Here is a 14,157-nt window from a genome sequence, read left to right on the forward strand (position 1 = left end):
TCGGGCATTTTCATCCCGTTCAGGCGCAAGAATCTAGCATGCGGGCAATAAAAAAGGCGACTGAAAAACAGTCGCCCGGAACATTTGAGATCAGAGGGTTAACAACTTACTTATCGTTTTTAACCAGCCCGTCAAGGAAACGTTCAGCATCTAACGCAGCCATACAGCCGGTGCCGGCAGACGTAATCGCCTGGCGATAGATATGGTCCATGACATCACCCGCGGCAAACACCCCAGGAATGCTGGTCTGGGTCGCATTACCGTGCAGGCCAGACTGAACTTTGATGTAACCATTTTCCAGTTCAAGCTGACCGTCAAAGATGGCGGTATTCGGGCTGTGGCCGATTGCCACGAACAGGCCTGCGACCTCCAGGGCTTCGGTCTCTTCACTGTTCAGGGTTGAACGTAACGTCAGGCCGGTAACGCCCATCTGATCGCCTACCACTTCTTCCAGTGTACGATGGGTGTGCAGCACGATATTGCCGTTGCGGACTTTTTCCATCAGGCGATCAATCAGGATCTTCTCTGCCCGGAAACTGTCACGACGATGGATCAGGTGCACTTCCGCCGCGATGTTAGCGAGATAAAGCGCCTCTTCCACCGCGGTGTTACCGCCGCCGATCACCGCCACTTTTTGGTTGCGATAGAAGAAGCCATCGCAGGTGGCGCAAGCGGAAACCCCTTTGCCTTTAAACGCCTCTTCCGACGGCAGGCCAAGGTAGCGGGCGGAGGCGCCGGTCGCAATGATCAGCGCATCGGCAGTGTATTCACCGCTGTCGCCGGTCAGGCGGAACGGACGATTCTGTAGATCGACCGTGTGGATATGGTCGAAAATGATCTCAGTATTGAATTTTTCGGCGTGCTCATGCATGCGTTCCATCAGCGATGGACCTGTCAGATCGTGCGGGTCACCCGGCCAGTTTTCCACCTCGGTGGTGGTGGTCAGCTGTCCGCCTTTTTCCAGGCCGGTGATCAATACCGGATTCAGGTTGGCGCGTGCAGCATAAACGGCTGCGGTATAACCCGCTGGACCGGAGCCCAGAATGAGTAGCTTACTGTGTTTGGCCGTACTCATGCGTTCCTCAGTTTCATTCGGCTGACATAGCCTGCGATTGTAGGGAATATCCAGCGGCAATGACAAGGCTTAGGCAATTTTGTTAACGATAGCTGCAAACGGCGTAGACGATGAGTCCGCTTTTCGCCTGCCTGCTGCGCCAAAAGGGGGCAAAAATCGGTTTTTGCTGGTGCAGCAGTTCAAAAATACTCATTTAAAAACAGATACCCAGCGGTCTGTCTGGCATCTTGTACTGAATTTGGACATTTTACTTTGACAATCGCCTGCGCTTTTGCGAAAACATTATCAGAAGCGAATAACATTAATCGGGACAAAACAGGGTTTCCTCTCCTGTTTTGCACACAACACCGAATAAATGCAGCCTGATATTGGTAATGACGCATGATGTGGACAGACAACATGCGTCATACGGATGAGTGTGAAAGCGCACAGGCTCGGTTAGTTCACTTCAGAAATGCCCCGAACAATGAGCGTTTTCAGGGCGTGGCAGGTAAAGGGAAGGAATTAAGAGAGACAATAATAATGGTAGACAATAAGAAACGCCCCGGGAAAGACCTCGACAGAATTGACAGGAATATTCTGAATGAACTTCAGAAAGATGGTCGCATTTCAAACGTGGAACTTTCCAAACGCGTAGGATTATCGCCTACGCCATGTCTTGAGCGTGTGCGTCGTCTCGAACGTCAGGGTTTTATCCTTGGCTATACCGCGCAGTTAAACCCACATTATCTTGATGCTTCACTGCTGGTGTTTGTTGAGATTACTCTGAATCGTGGTGCGCCCGATGTGTTTGAGCAATTTAACGCCGCTGTACAAAAACTTGAGGAAACTCAAGAGTGTCACCTCGTTTCTGGCGATTTCGACTACCTGCTGAAAACGCGCGTACCTGATATGTCCGCTTACCGTAAACTGCTGGGTGAAACCCTGCTGCGCCTGCCAGGCGTAAACGACACGCGGACCTACGTGGTGATGGAAGAGGTTAAACAAAGCAATCGGCTGGTAATCAAAACTCGCTAATGCGGGGCAGGTGCAAAACCTGTGAGATTTCGGTACACTCCTGTGAATTCATACAGGACCAGCGTCGGGCTAGCCCGACGCTGTTGCTTCTTACTTTACAGGCACCTGGAGAGTTCTCTTGAGCCAGGAATACACAGAAGATAAAGACGTTTCGTTACAATCGCTGAGCAGTGGACGTCGTCTGCTGGAAGCGTTGCTCATCCTGGTGGCGCTTTTTGCCATCTACCTGATGGTTTCTCTGGTCAGTTTTAACCCTTCCGACCCGAGCTGGTCGCAAACGGCCTGGCATGAACCCATTCACAACATTGGCGGCAGCGTTGGCGCCTGGCTGGCTGACACCTTACTTTTCATCTTTGGTGTGATGGCCTACGCCATTCCTCCGGTGATCCTCGGCCTGTGCTGGATTGCGTTCCGTCAGCGCGATAACCAGGACTATTTTGACTATTTCGCCGTTGGCTTGCGTCTGATCGGCGTGCTGGCGCTGGTGGTCACCACCTGCGGTATGGCGGCGTTGAATGCAGATGACATCTGGTATTTCGCCTCAGGCGGCGTGATCGGCAGCCTGGTGAGTAATGCGATTGCCCCGTGGTTTAGCCCGGCGGGCGGCACGCTGGCCTTACTCTGCGTCTGGGCGGCCGGCATTACGCTCTATACCGGCTGGTCATGGCTGGCTATCGCCGAAAAAATTGGTGGCGTGGTGATGGGCGTGCTGACGTTTGCCAGTAACCGGTCGCGCCACGATGAACCCTGGCAGGAAGAAGAGGATGAACCGGAAGCGCGCGAGCATACTGACGCGCCGCTGCTGCGTGCTGCTGACCCTGACGATGATGACGATGTGTTGCTCTCGGCACCGCGCAGTGCGGCTGCCGGGGCGGAACTTTCTCAGCAGGATCCGCTGCTGGCGAAAGCTGCTGCGGCGACCAGCGCGGCCGTAGCGGCCACCACGCAAGCGGCAGAAGGGGAGATCGCCCCAGCGGCAGTCTCTGCACCAGCCACGTCTGCAACGTCCCCAGCGCCAGCAACGTCTGCGGCATCACCTGCGCCCGTAGCCTCTGCACCTGTCTCGCAGCCAGCTGCTTCTCCGGCCTATACGGCACCGCAAAGCGCTGCACCGGTAGCCAGTCACGCTACTGAGTCTGCATTCGCCGCAGCCGGTACGTCTGCGCATCACGCGCCAGCGGAGAATCCGCCGTTATATCGCTTTGAAATGCCAGATGAAGCGCCCGCTTCATCGTCGTTCAACGCTGATGACGATAATGAACCTAAGATGGGTAACTGGCGTGATACGCCATCCATACCTGCCGCACCGACCGCAGCCGTAGCCACGGCTGCCACGGCTGCCACGGCTGCTGAGGCGGCGACGCGCAGCGCGCCAGTGTTCGATCTGGCGCCTGAAGCCACCCTCAATCCGCAGGTTAAGCAGGGCATCGGTCCGGCACTGCCGCGTCCGAATCCGGTAAAACTGCCCACCCGACGCGAGCTGGCCTCGTATGGCATTAAATTGCCCTCTCAGCGGATGGCGGAAGAGAAAGCGAAAACCGAAGAGAGTGTTTCGGCTGCACCTTTAGAAGCGGAAGCGGAAGAGGCGATGCAGCAGGCTGAACTGCGTCAGGCATTCCAGTCTGAACAGCAGCAGCGTTATGGCACTGGCTGGCAGCAGGACGACGAAGATGAGCAGGAGGCGCAGCAGCAGGCCGCGCTGGCTCGCCAGTTCGCCGAACAGCAACAGCAACGGTATGAGCCGGAAGTGAAAAAAGAGGCCCCGCTATTTAATCTGGATACGGCGTCTGCTTTTGACTTCTCACCGATGAAAGATCTGGTCGACGAGGGGCCGGTCGAGCCGCTGTTTACGATAGCCGCCACCCCGGAACCGGAAGCACCTGCCGCCTCGCATGAGCCATGGCAGCAGACGCGTGAGGTTTCAACGCCTCAGTCAGCCGCGCAGGTGCCGGCACCTGCTGCGCCGCAGCAGTCTGCCTATACCGCACCTGCCGCGCCGCAGCAGTCTGCCTATACCGCATCGGCTGCGACGCCGTCGCCGTACTATGCCTCACCGGCAGCCGCACAGACGCCAGCACCGGGCGCTTTTGCACCCGCCGCGCCAGAGCAGTCCGCCTATACGGCACCTGCCGCACCGCAGCCGCACACAGCGTCACCGACGGCTCCACAGCCAGCCGCATATACTTCGCCGGCCGCCGCGCCGGTTGAAGAGGCTAAGCCGACGCTGCATGAAAGTCTGATCCATCCGTTCCTGATGCGTCACGAACAGCCGCTGGAGAAACCATCTACTCCTCTGCCTTCGCTGGATCTGCTGACCGCACCGCCAGAAGAGGAAGAGCCGGTCGATATGTTCTCTCTGGAACAGACCGCCCGACTGGTTGAGTCGCGCTTAGGCGATTACCGGGTCAAAGCAGAAGTGGTTGGCATTTCACCTGGCCCGGTGATTACCCGCTTCGAACTGGACTTAGCGCCGGGCGTTAAAGCCGCGCGTATCTCCAACCTGTCGCGGGACCTGGCCCGTTCACTCTCCACCGTGGCGGTGCGTGTAGTGGAAGTGATCCCGGGTAAACCTTATGTCGGTCTGGAATTGCCGAATAAGCATCGCCAGACAGTTTACCTGCGAGAAGTACTGGACTGTCCTAAGTTCCGCGACAATCCTTCACCGCTGGCGGTGGTGCTGGGTAAAGACATTGCGGGTCAGCCGGTGGTGGCCGATCTGGCGAAAATGCCACACCTGCTGGTCGCCGGTACCACCGGTTCCGGTAAGTCAGTCGGCGTTAACGCCATGATTATCAGCATGCTGTATAAAGCCACGCCGGAAGAAGTCCGCTTCATCATGATCGACCCGAAAATGCTGGAGCTGTCAGTCTATGAAGGCATCCCGCATCTGCTGACTGAAGTGGTTACGGACATGAAAGACGCCGCCAATGCGCTGCGCTGGAGTGTCGGTGAAATGGAACGTCGCTATAAGCTGATGTCGGCGCTGGGCGTGCGTAACCTGGCCGGTTACAACGAAAAAGTTGAGCAGGCCGAAGCGATGGGCCGTCCTATCCCCGATCCGTTCTGGAAACCGGGTGACAGTATGGACATGACGCCGCCGGTGCTGGAAAAACTGCCTTACATCGTGGTGATGGTCGATGAGTTTGCTGACCTGATGATGGCGGTCGGGAAAAAAGTTGAAGAGCTGATTGCCCGACTGGCGCAGAAAGCCCGTGCCGCCGGTATTCACCTGGTACTGGCGACGCAGCGTCCTTCGGTGGATGTGATTACCGGTCTGATTAAAGCCAACATCCCGACGCGTATTGCCTTTACCGTGTCGAGCAAAATTGACTCCCGTACTATCCTCGACCAGGGCGGCGCGGAATCGTTACTCGGTATGGGTGACATGCTTTACATGCCGCCAAACTCGTCTATGCCTGTCCGTGTTCACGGCGCGTTTGTCCGGGATCAGGAAGTGCATGCTGTGGTTCAGGACTGGAAAGCGCGCGGTCGTCCGCAATACATTGAAAGTATCACCGCGGGTGAAGAGAGCGAAGGCGGCGGCGGCATCGACAGTGATGAAGAGCTTGATCCGCTGTTTGATCAGGCGGTGGGTTTTGTGGTCGACAAACGTCGCGCCTCTATCTCCGGCGTTCAGCGTCAGTTCCGCATCGGCTATAACCGGGCCGCACGTATCATTGAACAGATGGAAGCGCAGGGCATTGTCTCTGCACCGGGACACAATGGTAACCGTGAAGTACTGTCGCCACCGCCGCACGATATGTGACGTGTGACGATACGTTTTGCAACATTAATCAATGAGCCAGTTCTGACTGGCTCATTGTTTTTACGCGGTATAACCCCATATCTGAGTGAGCTTTCGGTTTATTCTCCTGTTCTGATGGCGGAATGGCGACCAGGCTTAATGCAGCTATTCATGGGAACGTTTAAATAAGGAATTGAAGCAGATGAAATTACGCGTAATCGCTCTTGGCCTGCTGGCCACCTTTTCTTCAGCCAGCGTCCTGGCTGATGCTTCCAGTGATCTGCAACAGCGCCTGAACAAGGTCAGCAGCTTCCACGCCAGTTTTACTCAAAAAGTGACCGACAGCAGCGGTGCTAACGTGCAGGATGGGGAAGGCGAGCTGTGGGTAAAACGTCCCAGCCTGTTTAACTGGCACATGACCGCCCCGGATGAAAGCATCATCATTTCCGACGGCAAATCGCTGTGGTTCTACAATCCTTTTGTTGAACAGGCGACCGTCAGCCTGCTGCAGAATGCGACCAGCAATACCCCGTTTATGTTGATTGCCCGCAATCAGTCTAATGACTGGAAGCAGTACAACATCAAACAGCAGGGCGACAACTTCGAGCTGACGCCGAAAAACAGCGACGGCAACCTGAAACAGTTCACTATTCAGGTAACGCCAGGCGGAACCATTAACCGCTTCAGCGCCATTGAACAGGATGGTCAGCGCAGCGATTACCAGCTGAAAAGCCAGCAGAATGGCGCGATCAGCCCGGATAAATTTACGTTCACTCCGCCTAAAGGCGTAACGGTGGACGATCAACGTCAGTGAGGTCACAGTGAGTAACCTGTCCCTGGATTTTTCCACTGAAAATTTCAAACCTCTGGCCGCGCGTATGCGGCCAGAAACGTTGAAACAGTACATTGGTCAGCAGCATCTGCTGGGTGCCGGAAAGCCGTTGCCGCGTGCCATTGAAGCAGGCCATCTGCACTCGATGATTCTGTGGGGGCCACCCGGGACCGGCAAGACCACGCTGGCTGAAATTATTGCGCATTATGGCGATGCCGATGTGGAGCGCATTTCGGCGGTGACCTCCGGCGTCAAAGAGATTCGTGAAGCCATTGAGCGTGCCCGCCAGAGCAAACAGGTCGGGCGACGCACCATTCTGTTCGTTGATGAGGTACATCGCTTCAACAAAAGCCAGCAGGATGCATTTTTACCGCATATCGAAGATGGCACCATCACCTTTATCGGTGCCACCACCGAGAATCCCTCGTTTGAGCTGAACTCAGCGTTGTTGTCGCGTGCCAGGGTCTATCTGTTGAAATCGCTGACCCACGACGATATCGAGCAGGTGCTGGATCAGGCGATGCAGGATAAAACGCGTGGCTACGGCAATAGCGACATTGTGCTGCCAGAGAATACCCGCCGGATGATCGCTGAACTGGTCAATGGCGATGCACGTCGAGCGCTGAATACGCTGGAGATGATGGCCGACATGGCCGAAACCAACGCGTCGGGTCAGCGCGAACTGACGCCGCAACTGCTGAATGAGGTGTCGGGCGAACGTTCAGCACGCTTCGATAACAAAGGCGACCGCTTTTACGATCTGATTTCGGCGCTGCATAAATCAGTACGCGGCTCTGCGCCGGACGCTGCACTTTACTGGTACGCACGGATTATCACCGCTGGCGGCGATCCGTTGTACGTGGCACGGCGTCTGCTGGCGATTGCCTCTGAAGATGTCGGCAATGCCGATCCGCGCGGCATGCAGGTGGCGATTGCGGCCTGGGACTGTTTTACCCGCGTTGGCCCGGCGGAAGGGGAGCGCGCCATTGCTCAGGCGATCGTCTATCTGGCCTGCGCACCGAAAAGCAACGCAGTCTATACCGCGTTTAAAGCAGCCATGCGTGATGCTCGCGACCAGCCTGATTATGACGTGCCGGAACACCTGCGTAACGCTCCGACCAAACTGATGAAAGAGATGGGCCTGGGCAAAGAGTACCGCTATGCCCATGACGAGGCGAACGCCTACGCGGCGGGCGAAGTCTACTTCCCACCTGAAATGGCGCAGGCGCGCTATTACGTCCCTACTCAGCGTGGACTCGAAGGTAAGATTGGTGAAAAGCTAAGCTGGCTGGCTGAGCAGGATCAAAATAGCCCGACAAAACGCTACCGCTGAAACAGACGTTACGGTAATGTGGTCAAGGATTTCAACGCATTCCGCTGGAATGCGCCCCTTCTTTCAATCAACTTTTAAATACACAGGATAAGCATGCTCGATCCCAATCTGCTGCGTAACGAGCCAGACGCAGTCGCAGAAAAACTGGCACGCCGGGGATTTAAACTGGATGTGGAAACGCTGCGTACGCTTGAAGAGCGTCGTAAAGTCTTGCAGGTCGAAACAGAAAACCTGCAGGCGGAGCGCAATGCACGATCCAAATCCATCGGCCAGGCCAAAGCCCGTGGGGAAGACATCGAGCCACTGCGTCAGGAAGTGAATGCGCTGGGCGAACGCCTGGATGCCGCTAAAGCAGAACTGGATGAACTGCAGAATCAAATTCGTGACTTTGCGCTGGCGCTGCCTAACATTCCAGCGGATGAAGTGCCGTTGGGTAAAGATGACAGCGAAAACCAGGAAGTCAGCCGCTGGGGCGAACCGCGCCAGTTCGACTTCGAGGTAAAAGATCACGTTGAGCTGGGTGAAGCGGCGAAAGGGCTTGATTTTGCGGCCGCCGTGAAGCTGACCGGTTCACGCTTTGTGGTGATGCAGGGCCAGATCGCGCGTCTGCATCGCGCCCTGAGTCAGTTCATGATCGACCTGCACACTGAGCAGCACGGTTATCTCGAAACCTACGTGCCTTACCTGGTCAACCATGAAACGCTGTACGGTACCGGTCAGTTGCCGAAGTTCGGTGAAGATCTGTTCCATACCCGTCCGCTGGAAGAGGAATCAGACAGCAGCCACTATGCACTGATCCCGACGGCGGAAGTCCCGCTGACCAACCTGGCGCGTGACGAGATTCTTGAAGAGGAGAGCCTGCCGGTTAAGCTGACTGCGCATACTCCCTGCTTCCGTTCTGAAGCCGGTTCTTATGGCCGTGACACTCGCGGCCTGATCCGTATGCATCAGTTCGATAAAGTCGAGATGGTGCAGATCGTAACGCCGGAACAGTCAATGGATGCGCTGGAAGAGCTGGTCGGCCACGCCGAGAAAGTTCTGCAGCTGCTGAACCTGCCTTACCGTAAGGTTTTACTCTGTACCGGCGATATGGGCTTTGGATCGACTAAAACCTACGATCTGGAAGTCTGGTTACCGGCTCAGAATACCTACCGCGAGATCTCCTCATGCTCCAACATGGGCGATTTCCAGGCGCGGCGTATGCAAGCGCGCTGCCGCAGCAAGCAGGATAAGAAACCGCGTCTGGTTCATACCCTGAATGGCTCAGGCCTGGCAGTGGGTCGTACGCTGGTGGCGGTGCTGGAAAACTATCAGCAGCAGGATGGCCGCATCGTGGTGCCTGAGGTTTTACGTCCGTACATGAACGGTGTTGAGATTATCGGCTAAGCCCGCACTGAATAGCAGACCCGGCTTCGGCCGGGTTTTTTTATGTCTTTTATCCCTGCGCAGGGTTAGTTCTTCTTAGGAACTTATCACAAATAAACGTTATCGATATCAGTGCAGCTGAATGGGTTAAAAATCCTGTTTTTCAGAGAGATAGCATTTGTGGCTCTGCCGCTTAGTCTGTTTGTAACCCACTGAAGATTAGTAAATTAAATTGTGACGCAGCAAAATGTGCTGCGCCAAATTTCTGCCCATTGACTTTAAAAAAGCCAGTGGCAAACTGCGCGCAATTTCCTTCATTTGCTTTGGTTCCTGTCCCCTATGTCAACCTGGTCACGCCCCGTGATATTGCTGCTTTGCGGCCTGCTGTTAATGACCGTCTCGATCGCCGTGCTTAACACATTGGTTCCGCTGTGGCTGACCCATGACTTACTGACTACATGGCAAGTGGGTATCGTCAGTTCATCCTATTACACCGGTAACCTCGCGGGCACAGTGCTGGCTGGCTGGTTAATCAGGCAGTACGGGTTCAACCGAAGCTACTATCTCGCCACCGGCCTGTTTGCCGTGGCGACCATCTGTCTGGCGATGATGGAGGGCTTCTGGGCGTGGAGTTCACTGCGATTTATCGCTGGCGTCGGTTGTGCGCTGATGTGGGTAGTGGTGGAGAGCGCCTTGCTGTGCAGCGGCACGGTGCGAAATCGCGGCCAGTTACTGGCGGCCTATATGATTGTCTACTATCTCGGCACCGTGGCCGGTCAACTGCTGGTCAGTAAGCTGTCGACAGAATTGCTAAGCGTGATCCCGTGGGTAACCAGCCTGGTGTTTTGCGCGGTATTGCCGCTGGTCTTCACCCGTGTTTCCGCCAGCAGTGAACCGCCTGAAGCGGCACCAGGACGCATCTGGCCTATGTTGCGTCGTCGCAGTTCGCGCTTAGGCATCAATGGCTGCATCATCTCAGGCATCGTGCTGGGTTCGCTTTACGGCCTGATGCCTCTCTATTTGTCGCACCAGGGCATGAGCGATGCCAATGTAGGTTACTGGATGGCGCTGCTGGTAAGTGCTGGTATCGTCGGTCAGTGGCCCATTGGCCGGCTGGCTGACCGCTTTGGCCGCATGCTGGTATTACGGGTGCAGGTATTTGTGGTGATTCTGGGTGCGATGGCGATGCTGACCAACGCCGCGATGGCACCGGCACTGTTTGTGCTGGGGCTGGCTGGTTTTACGCTCTATCCGGTGGCGATGTCCTGGGCCTGCGAAACGGTGGCGCACCATGAACTGGTGGCAATGAATCAGGCGTTGCTGATGAGCTATACCGTTGGCAGTCTGGTGGGGCCGGGTATGACCTCAATGCTGATGCAAAATTACTCTGACCGGCTGCTGTTTGTGATGATTGCGGCGGTGGCATTGATCTATCTGGTGATGCTGCTGCGTAAAGCGAATCATCATGCCACACCGGTGGCGCATGCCTGAGGGCAGGACATTAAAAAGGGAGCCACCGGCTCCCTTTCTCTTGTTATCTGGCTAATCAGTACATTACTTCGTGACCATAGCTGGCGAGAATATTTTTAACCCGCTCCATCGTCTCTTTAGTCGGCGGTTTTATGCCATCCAGCTTGTACTCTTCACCCATCGCAATCCATTTATGCTTGCCCAGTTCGTGGTACGGCAACAGTTCAATCTTCTCAACGTTTTCCATATCACGGGTAAATTCACCCAGCCGATGCACGCTATCATCATCGTCGGAATAGCCGGGCACTACCACATAACGAATCCAGGTCCGCTTACCTTTTTTCTGCAGGTAGCGGGCAAATTCCAGCGTGCGATGATTCGATACGCCGACCAGAATCTGGTGGATCTCATCATTCATCTGTTTGAGGTCGAGCATCACTAAATCGGTGACCTCAAGCAACTCATCAATAACCGGATCGTAGCGGCGGACAAAGCCGTTGGTATCAAGACAGGTGTGAATGCCTTCAGCTTTACAGGCGCGGAACCAGTCGCGCACGAATTCAGCCTGAAGTATTGCCTCACCGCCTGACGCCGTGACGCCGCCGCCTGACGCGTTCATAAAATGACGATAAGAGAGGACATCCGCCATCAACGCCTCGACGCTGATCTCTTTACCTCCGTGAGTATCCCAGGTGTCACGATTGTGACAGTAGAGGCAGCGCATCAGGCAGCCCTGGAAGAAGGTGATGAAACGGATGCCGGGACCATCGACGGTACCGCAGGATTCGAACGAGTGGATACGACCGTTGACTGACATTGCGATGTATTCTCCAGTGAGTCTGCCGGGACAGACGGCGCAATCTCTGTTGCGCTCAGGGCAGGAAATCGATTCTGGTCGTGACCGTGGCTGAGATCACCATCAGAACAGACTTTTGAATAAAAGGCTCCTTGCGGAGCCTTTTTATATTCAGGATAGCGCGTTGTTTACAGTGACTGCGTAAACGTACGGGTAATCACATCCTGCTGCTGTTCTTTAGTCAGCGAGTTGAAGCGTACAGCGTAACCGGAAACACGGATGGTCAGCTGTGGATAGTTCTCTGGATGCTCCATGGCGTCCAGCAGCATTTCACGGTTCATCACGTTGACGTTAAGATGCTGACCGCCTTCAATGCTGGCTTCATGATGGAAGTAACCATCCATCAGGCCGGCAAGGTTAGCTTTACGCACGTTATCATCTTTACCCAGCGCGTTTGGCACAATCGAGAAGGTGTAAGAGATACCATCTTTTGCGTAGGCAAACGGCAGTTTAGCCACCGAGGTCAGTGACGCTACCGCACCTTTCTGATCGCGGCCGTGCATTGGGTTCGCACCGGGTCCGAATGGCGCGCCAGCACGACGACCATCTGGAGTGTTACCGGTTTTCTTACCGTAAACCACGTTAGACGTAATGGTCAGAACAGACTGGGTCGGAACGGCATGGCGGTAAGTGTTGAGCTGCTGAATTTTCTTCATGAAGCGCTCAACCAGATCGCAGGCCAGGTCATCAACGCGCGGATCGTTGTTACCAAACTGCGGATATTCGCCTTCAATATCAAAGTCAATCGCCAGACCATCTTCATCACGAACCGGTTTCACTTTGGCATATTTAATGGCTGACAGTGAATCCGCTGCCACCGACAGACCGGCAATACCACAGGCCATGGTGCGATAAACATCACGGTCATGCAGCGCCATCAGTGCGGCTTCGTAGCTGTACTTGTCATGCATGTAGTGGATGATGTTCAGCGACGTCACATACTGTTTAGCCAGCCAGTCCATGAAGTGGTCCATACGCGCCATAACGGTGTCGAAATCCAGCACGTCATCGGTAATTTTGTCTTCTTTCGGTCCAACCTGCATTTTCATTTTTTCATCAACGCCGCCGTTGATTGCGTATAGCAGGGTTTTCGCCAGGTTGGCACGCGCACCGAAGAACTGCATTTGTTTGCCGACGATCATCGGGCTGACGCAGCAGGCGATGGCGTAGTCATCATTATCGAAATCCGGACGCATCAGGTCATCATTTTCATACTGCAATGATGAGGTATCTATGGAGACTTTCGCTGCATATTTTTTGAAGTTAATAGGCAGTTTTTCAGACCACAGAATGGTCATGTTCGGCTCTGGTGAAGGACCCATGGTGTAAAGGGTATTCAGGAAGCGGAAGGTGCTTTTCGATACCAGCGTACGGCCATCAACGCCCATACCTGCCAGTGATTCGGTTGCCCAGATTGGATCACCAGAGAACAGTTCGTCATATTCCGGTGTGCGCAGGAAACGGACCATACGCAGTTTCATTACCAGGTGGTCAATCAACTCCTGCGCCTGCTCTTCGGTCAGTTTACCGGCTTTCAGGTCACGTTCGATGTAGATATCCAGGAAGGTAGAGACGCGACCAAACGACATTGCGGCGCCGTTCTGTGATTTAACCGCAGCCAGGTAGCCGTAGTAAGTCCACTGTACCGCTTCCATAGCGTTGGTTGCCGGACCTGAAATGTCATGGCCATATTTGGCTGCCATCTCTTTAATCTGGCCCAGAGCACGATGCTGATCGGAAATTTCTTCACGCAGACGGATAGTGGCTTCCAGATTAACGCCATTTTCCAGGTCACTTTGTAAAGAAGCAAACTGGGCGTATTTGTCCGCCATCAGATAGTCGATACCGTATAAAGCCACACGGCGATAGTCACCGATGATGCGGCCACGACCGTAAGCATCAGGCAGACCGGTCAGGATACCTGATTTACGGCAGCGCAGAATATCCGGGGTATAAACGTCGAACACACCCTGATTATGCGTTTTACGGTATTCGGTAAAGATTTTTTTCAGCGACGGGTCAAGTTCACGGCCATAAACTTTGCATGAGCCTTCGACCATTTTAATGCCGCCATAAGGAATAATGGCGCGTTTTAAAGGGGCTTCGGTCTGCAGACCAACGATTTTTTCCAGCGGCTTAATGATGTAGCCAGCGTCATGCGAAGTAATGGTTGACGCCAGGTCGGTATCGAAATCTACCGGCGCGTGGGTGCGGTTCTCAATTTTAATGCCTTCGAGCACGCTTTCCCATAATTTGGTGGTCGCTTCGGTCGGACCCGCCAGGAAAGACTCATCACCTTCATACGGTGTGTAGTTTTTCTGGATGAAGTCGCGCACATTGACGCTATTCTGCCATTCACCTTCAGCAAATCCTTCCCAGGCTGAAGCCAGTTTTGCATTAAGTTCGGTCATAATATACCTGCCTTATATGAGGAGACTTTACGGTCGGGCGCAGTGAACATATT

At 54.6% G+C, this 14,157-nt stretch carries 9 protein-coding genes; 6 read left to right on the forward strand and 3 right to left on the reverse strand.

Annotation, left to right across the window (positions count from 1 at the left end; genetic code table 11):
- Positions 1-106: 106 nt before the first annotated feature.
- Positions 107-1,075: a thioredoxin-disulfide reductase gene (gene trxB, locus AC6I8I_RS06485; RefSeq protein WP_312052760.1), complete on the reverse strand. Its 969-nt coding sequence runs from the start codon at positions 1,073-1,075 to the stop codon at positions 107-109.
- A 522-nt stretch (positions 1,076-1,597) separates the two neighbouring features.
- On the opposite strand from trxB, the gene lrp reads away from it, so the two are divergent.
- The 6 genes from lrp (at position 1,598) to AC6I8I_RS06515 (ending at position 10,858) form a co-directional block, all read left to right on the forward strand.
- Positions 1,598-2,092 (forward strand): leucine-responsive transcriptional regulator Lrp, encoded by a 495-nt coding sequence (gene lrp, locus AC6I8I_RS06490; RefSeq protein ID WP_006118610.1) that lies wholly within the window; start codon positions 1,598-1,600, stop codon positions 2,090-2,092.
- A 118-nt stretch (positions 2,093-2,210) separates the two neighbouring features.
- A complete protein-coding gene (locus tag AC6I8I_RS06495; protein WP_497828451.1) occupies positions 2,211-5,858 on the forward strand; it encodes a DNA translocase FtsK 4TM domain-containing protein in 3,648 nt (1,215 codons plus the stop codon).
- A gap of 181 nt (positions 5,859-6,039) precedes the next feature.
- Positions 6,040-6,651, forward strand: coding sequence for an outer membrane lipoprotein periplasmic chaperone LolA (gene lolA, locus AC6I8I_RS06500; RefSeq protein WP_031376650.1), 612 nt, complete (start codon positions 6,040-6,042; stop codon positions 6,649-6,651).
- 7 nt (positions 6,652-6,658) lie between these two features.
- Positions 6,659-8,002, forward strand: a complete 1,344-nt coding sequence (locus AC6I8I_RS06505) for a replication-associated recombination protein A (RefSeq protein WP_497828452.1) — start codon at positions 6,659-6,661, stop codon at positions 8,000-8,002.
- Positions 8,003-8,095: 93 nt separating this feature from the next.
- Positions 8,096-9,388, forward strand: a complete 1,293-nt coding sequence (serS, locus tag AC6I8I_RS06510; RefSeq protein WP_312052753.1) for a serine--tRNA ligase — start codon at positions 8,096-8,098, stop codon at positions 9,386-9,388.
- Between the two features lie 318 nt (positions 9,389-9,706).
- Positions 9,707-10,858: an MFS transporter gene (locus AC6I8I_RS06515; protein WP_312052751.1), complete on the forward strand. Its 1,152-nt coding sequence runs from the start codon at positions 9,707-9,709 to the stop codon at positions 10,856-10,858.
- A 55-nt stretch (positions 10,859-10,913) separates the two neighbouring features.
- Here AC6I8I_RS06515 and pflA read toward each other — a convergent pair whose 3' ends face one another.
- Positions 10,914-11,654: a pyruvate formate lyase 1-activating protein gene (gene pflA / locus AC6I8I_RS06520; protein WP_312052750.1), complete on the reverse strand. Its 741-nt coding sequence runs from the start codon at positions 11,652-11,654 to the stop codon at positions 10,914-10,916.
- 167 nt (positions 11,655-11,821) lie between these two features.
- Positions 11,822-14,104: a formate C-acetyltransferase gene (gene pflB, locus AC6I8I_RS06525; RefSeq protein WP_312052749.1), complete on the reverse strand. Its 2,283-nt coding sequence runs from the start codon at positions 14,102-14,104 to the stop codon at positions 11,822-11,824.
- Between the last annotated feature and the right edge of the window lie 53 nt (positions 14,105-14,157).

This window comes from Pantoea sp. X-Soil-YNGN-775, from assembly GCF_059730575.1.

What these genes read in the sequence shown, in the direction of transcription:
- trxB (WP_312052760.1), bottom strand. Translation starts at nt 1,075, where the DNA reads ATGAGTACGGCCAAACACAGTAAGCTACTCATTCTGGGCTCCGGTCCA.
- lrp (WP_006118610.1), top strand. Translation starts at nt 1,598, where the DNA reads ATGGTAGACAATAAGAAACGCCCCGGGAAAGACCTCGACAGAATTGAC.
- lolA (WP_031376650.1), top strand. Translation starts at nt 6,040, where the DNA reads ATGAAATTACGCGTAATCGCTCTTGGCCTGCTGGCCACCTTTTCTTCA.
- serS (WP_312052753.1), top strand. Translation starts at nt 8,096, where the DNA reads ATGCTCGATCCCAATCTGCTGCGTAACGAGCCAGACGCAGTCGCAGAA.
- AC6I8I_RS06515 (WP_312052751.1), top strand. Translation starts at nt 9,707, where the DNA reads ATGTCAACCTGGTCACGCCCCGTGATATTGCTGCTTTGCGGCCTGCTG.
- pflA (WP_312052750.1), bottom strand. Translation starts at nt 11,654, where the DNA reads ATGTCAGTCAACGGTCGTATCCACTCGTTCGAATCCTGCGGTACCGTC.
- pflB (WP_312052749.1), bottom strand. Translation starts at nt 14,104, where the DNA reads ATGACCGAACTTAATGCAAAACTGGCTTCAGCCTGGGAAGGATTTGCT.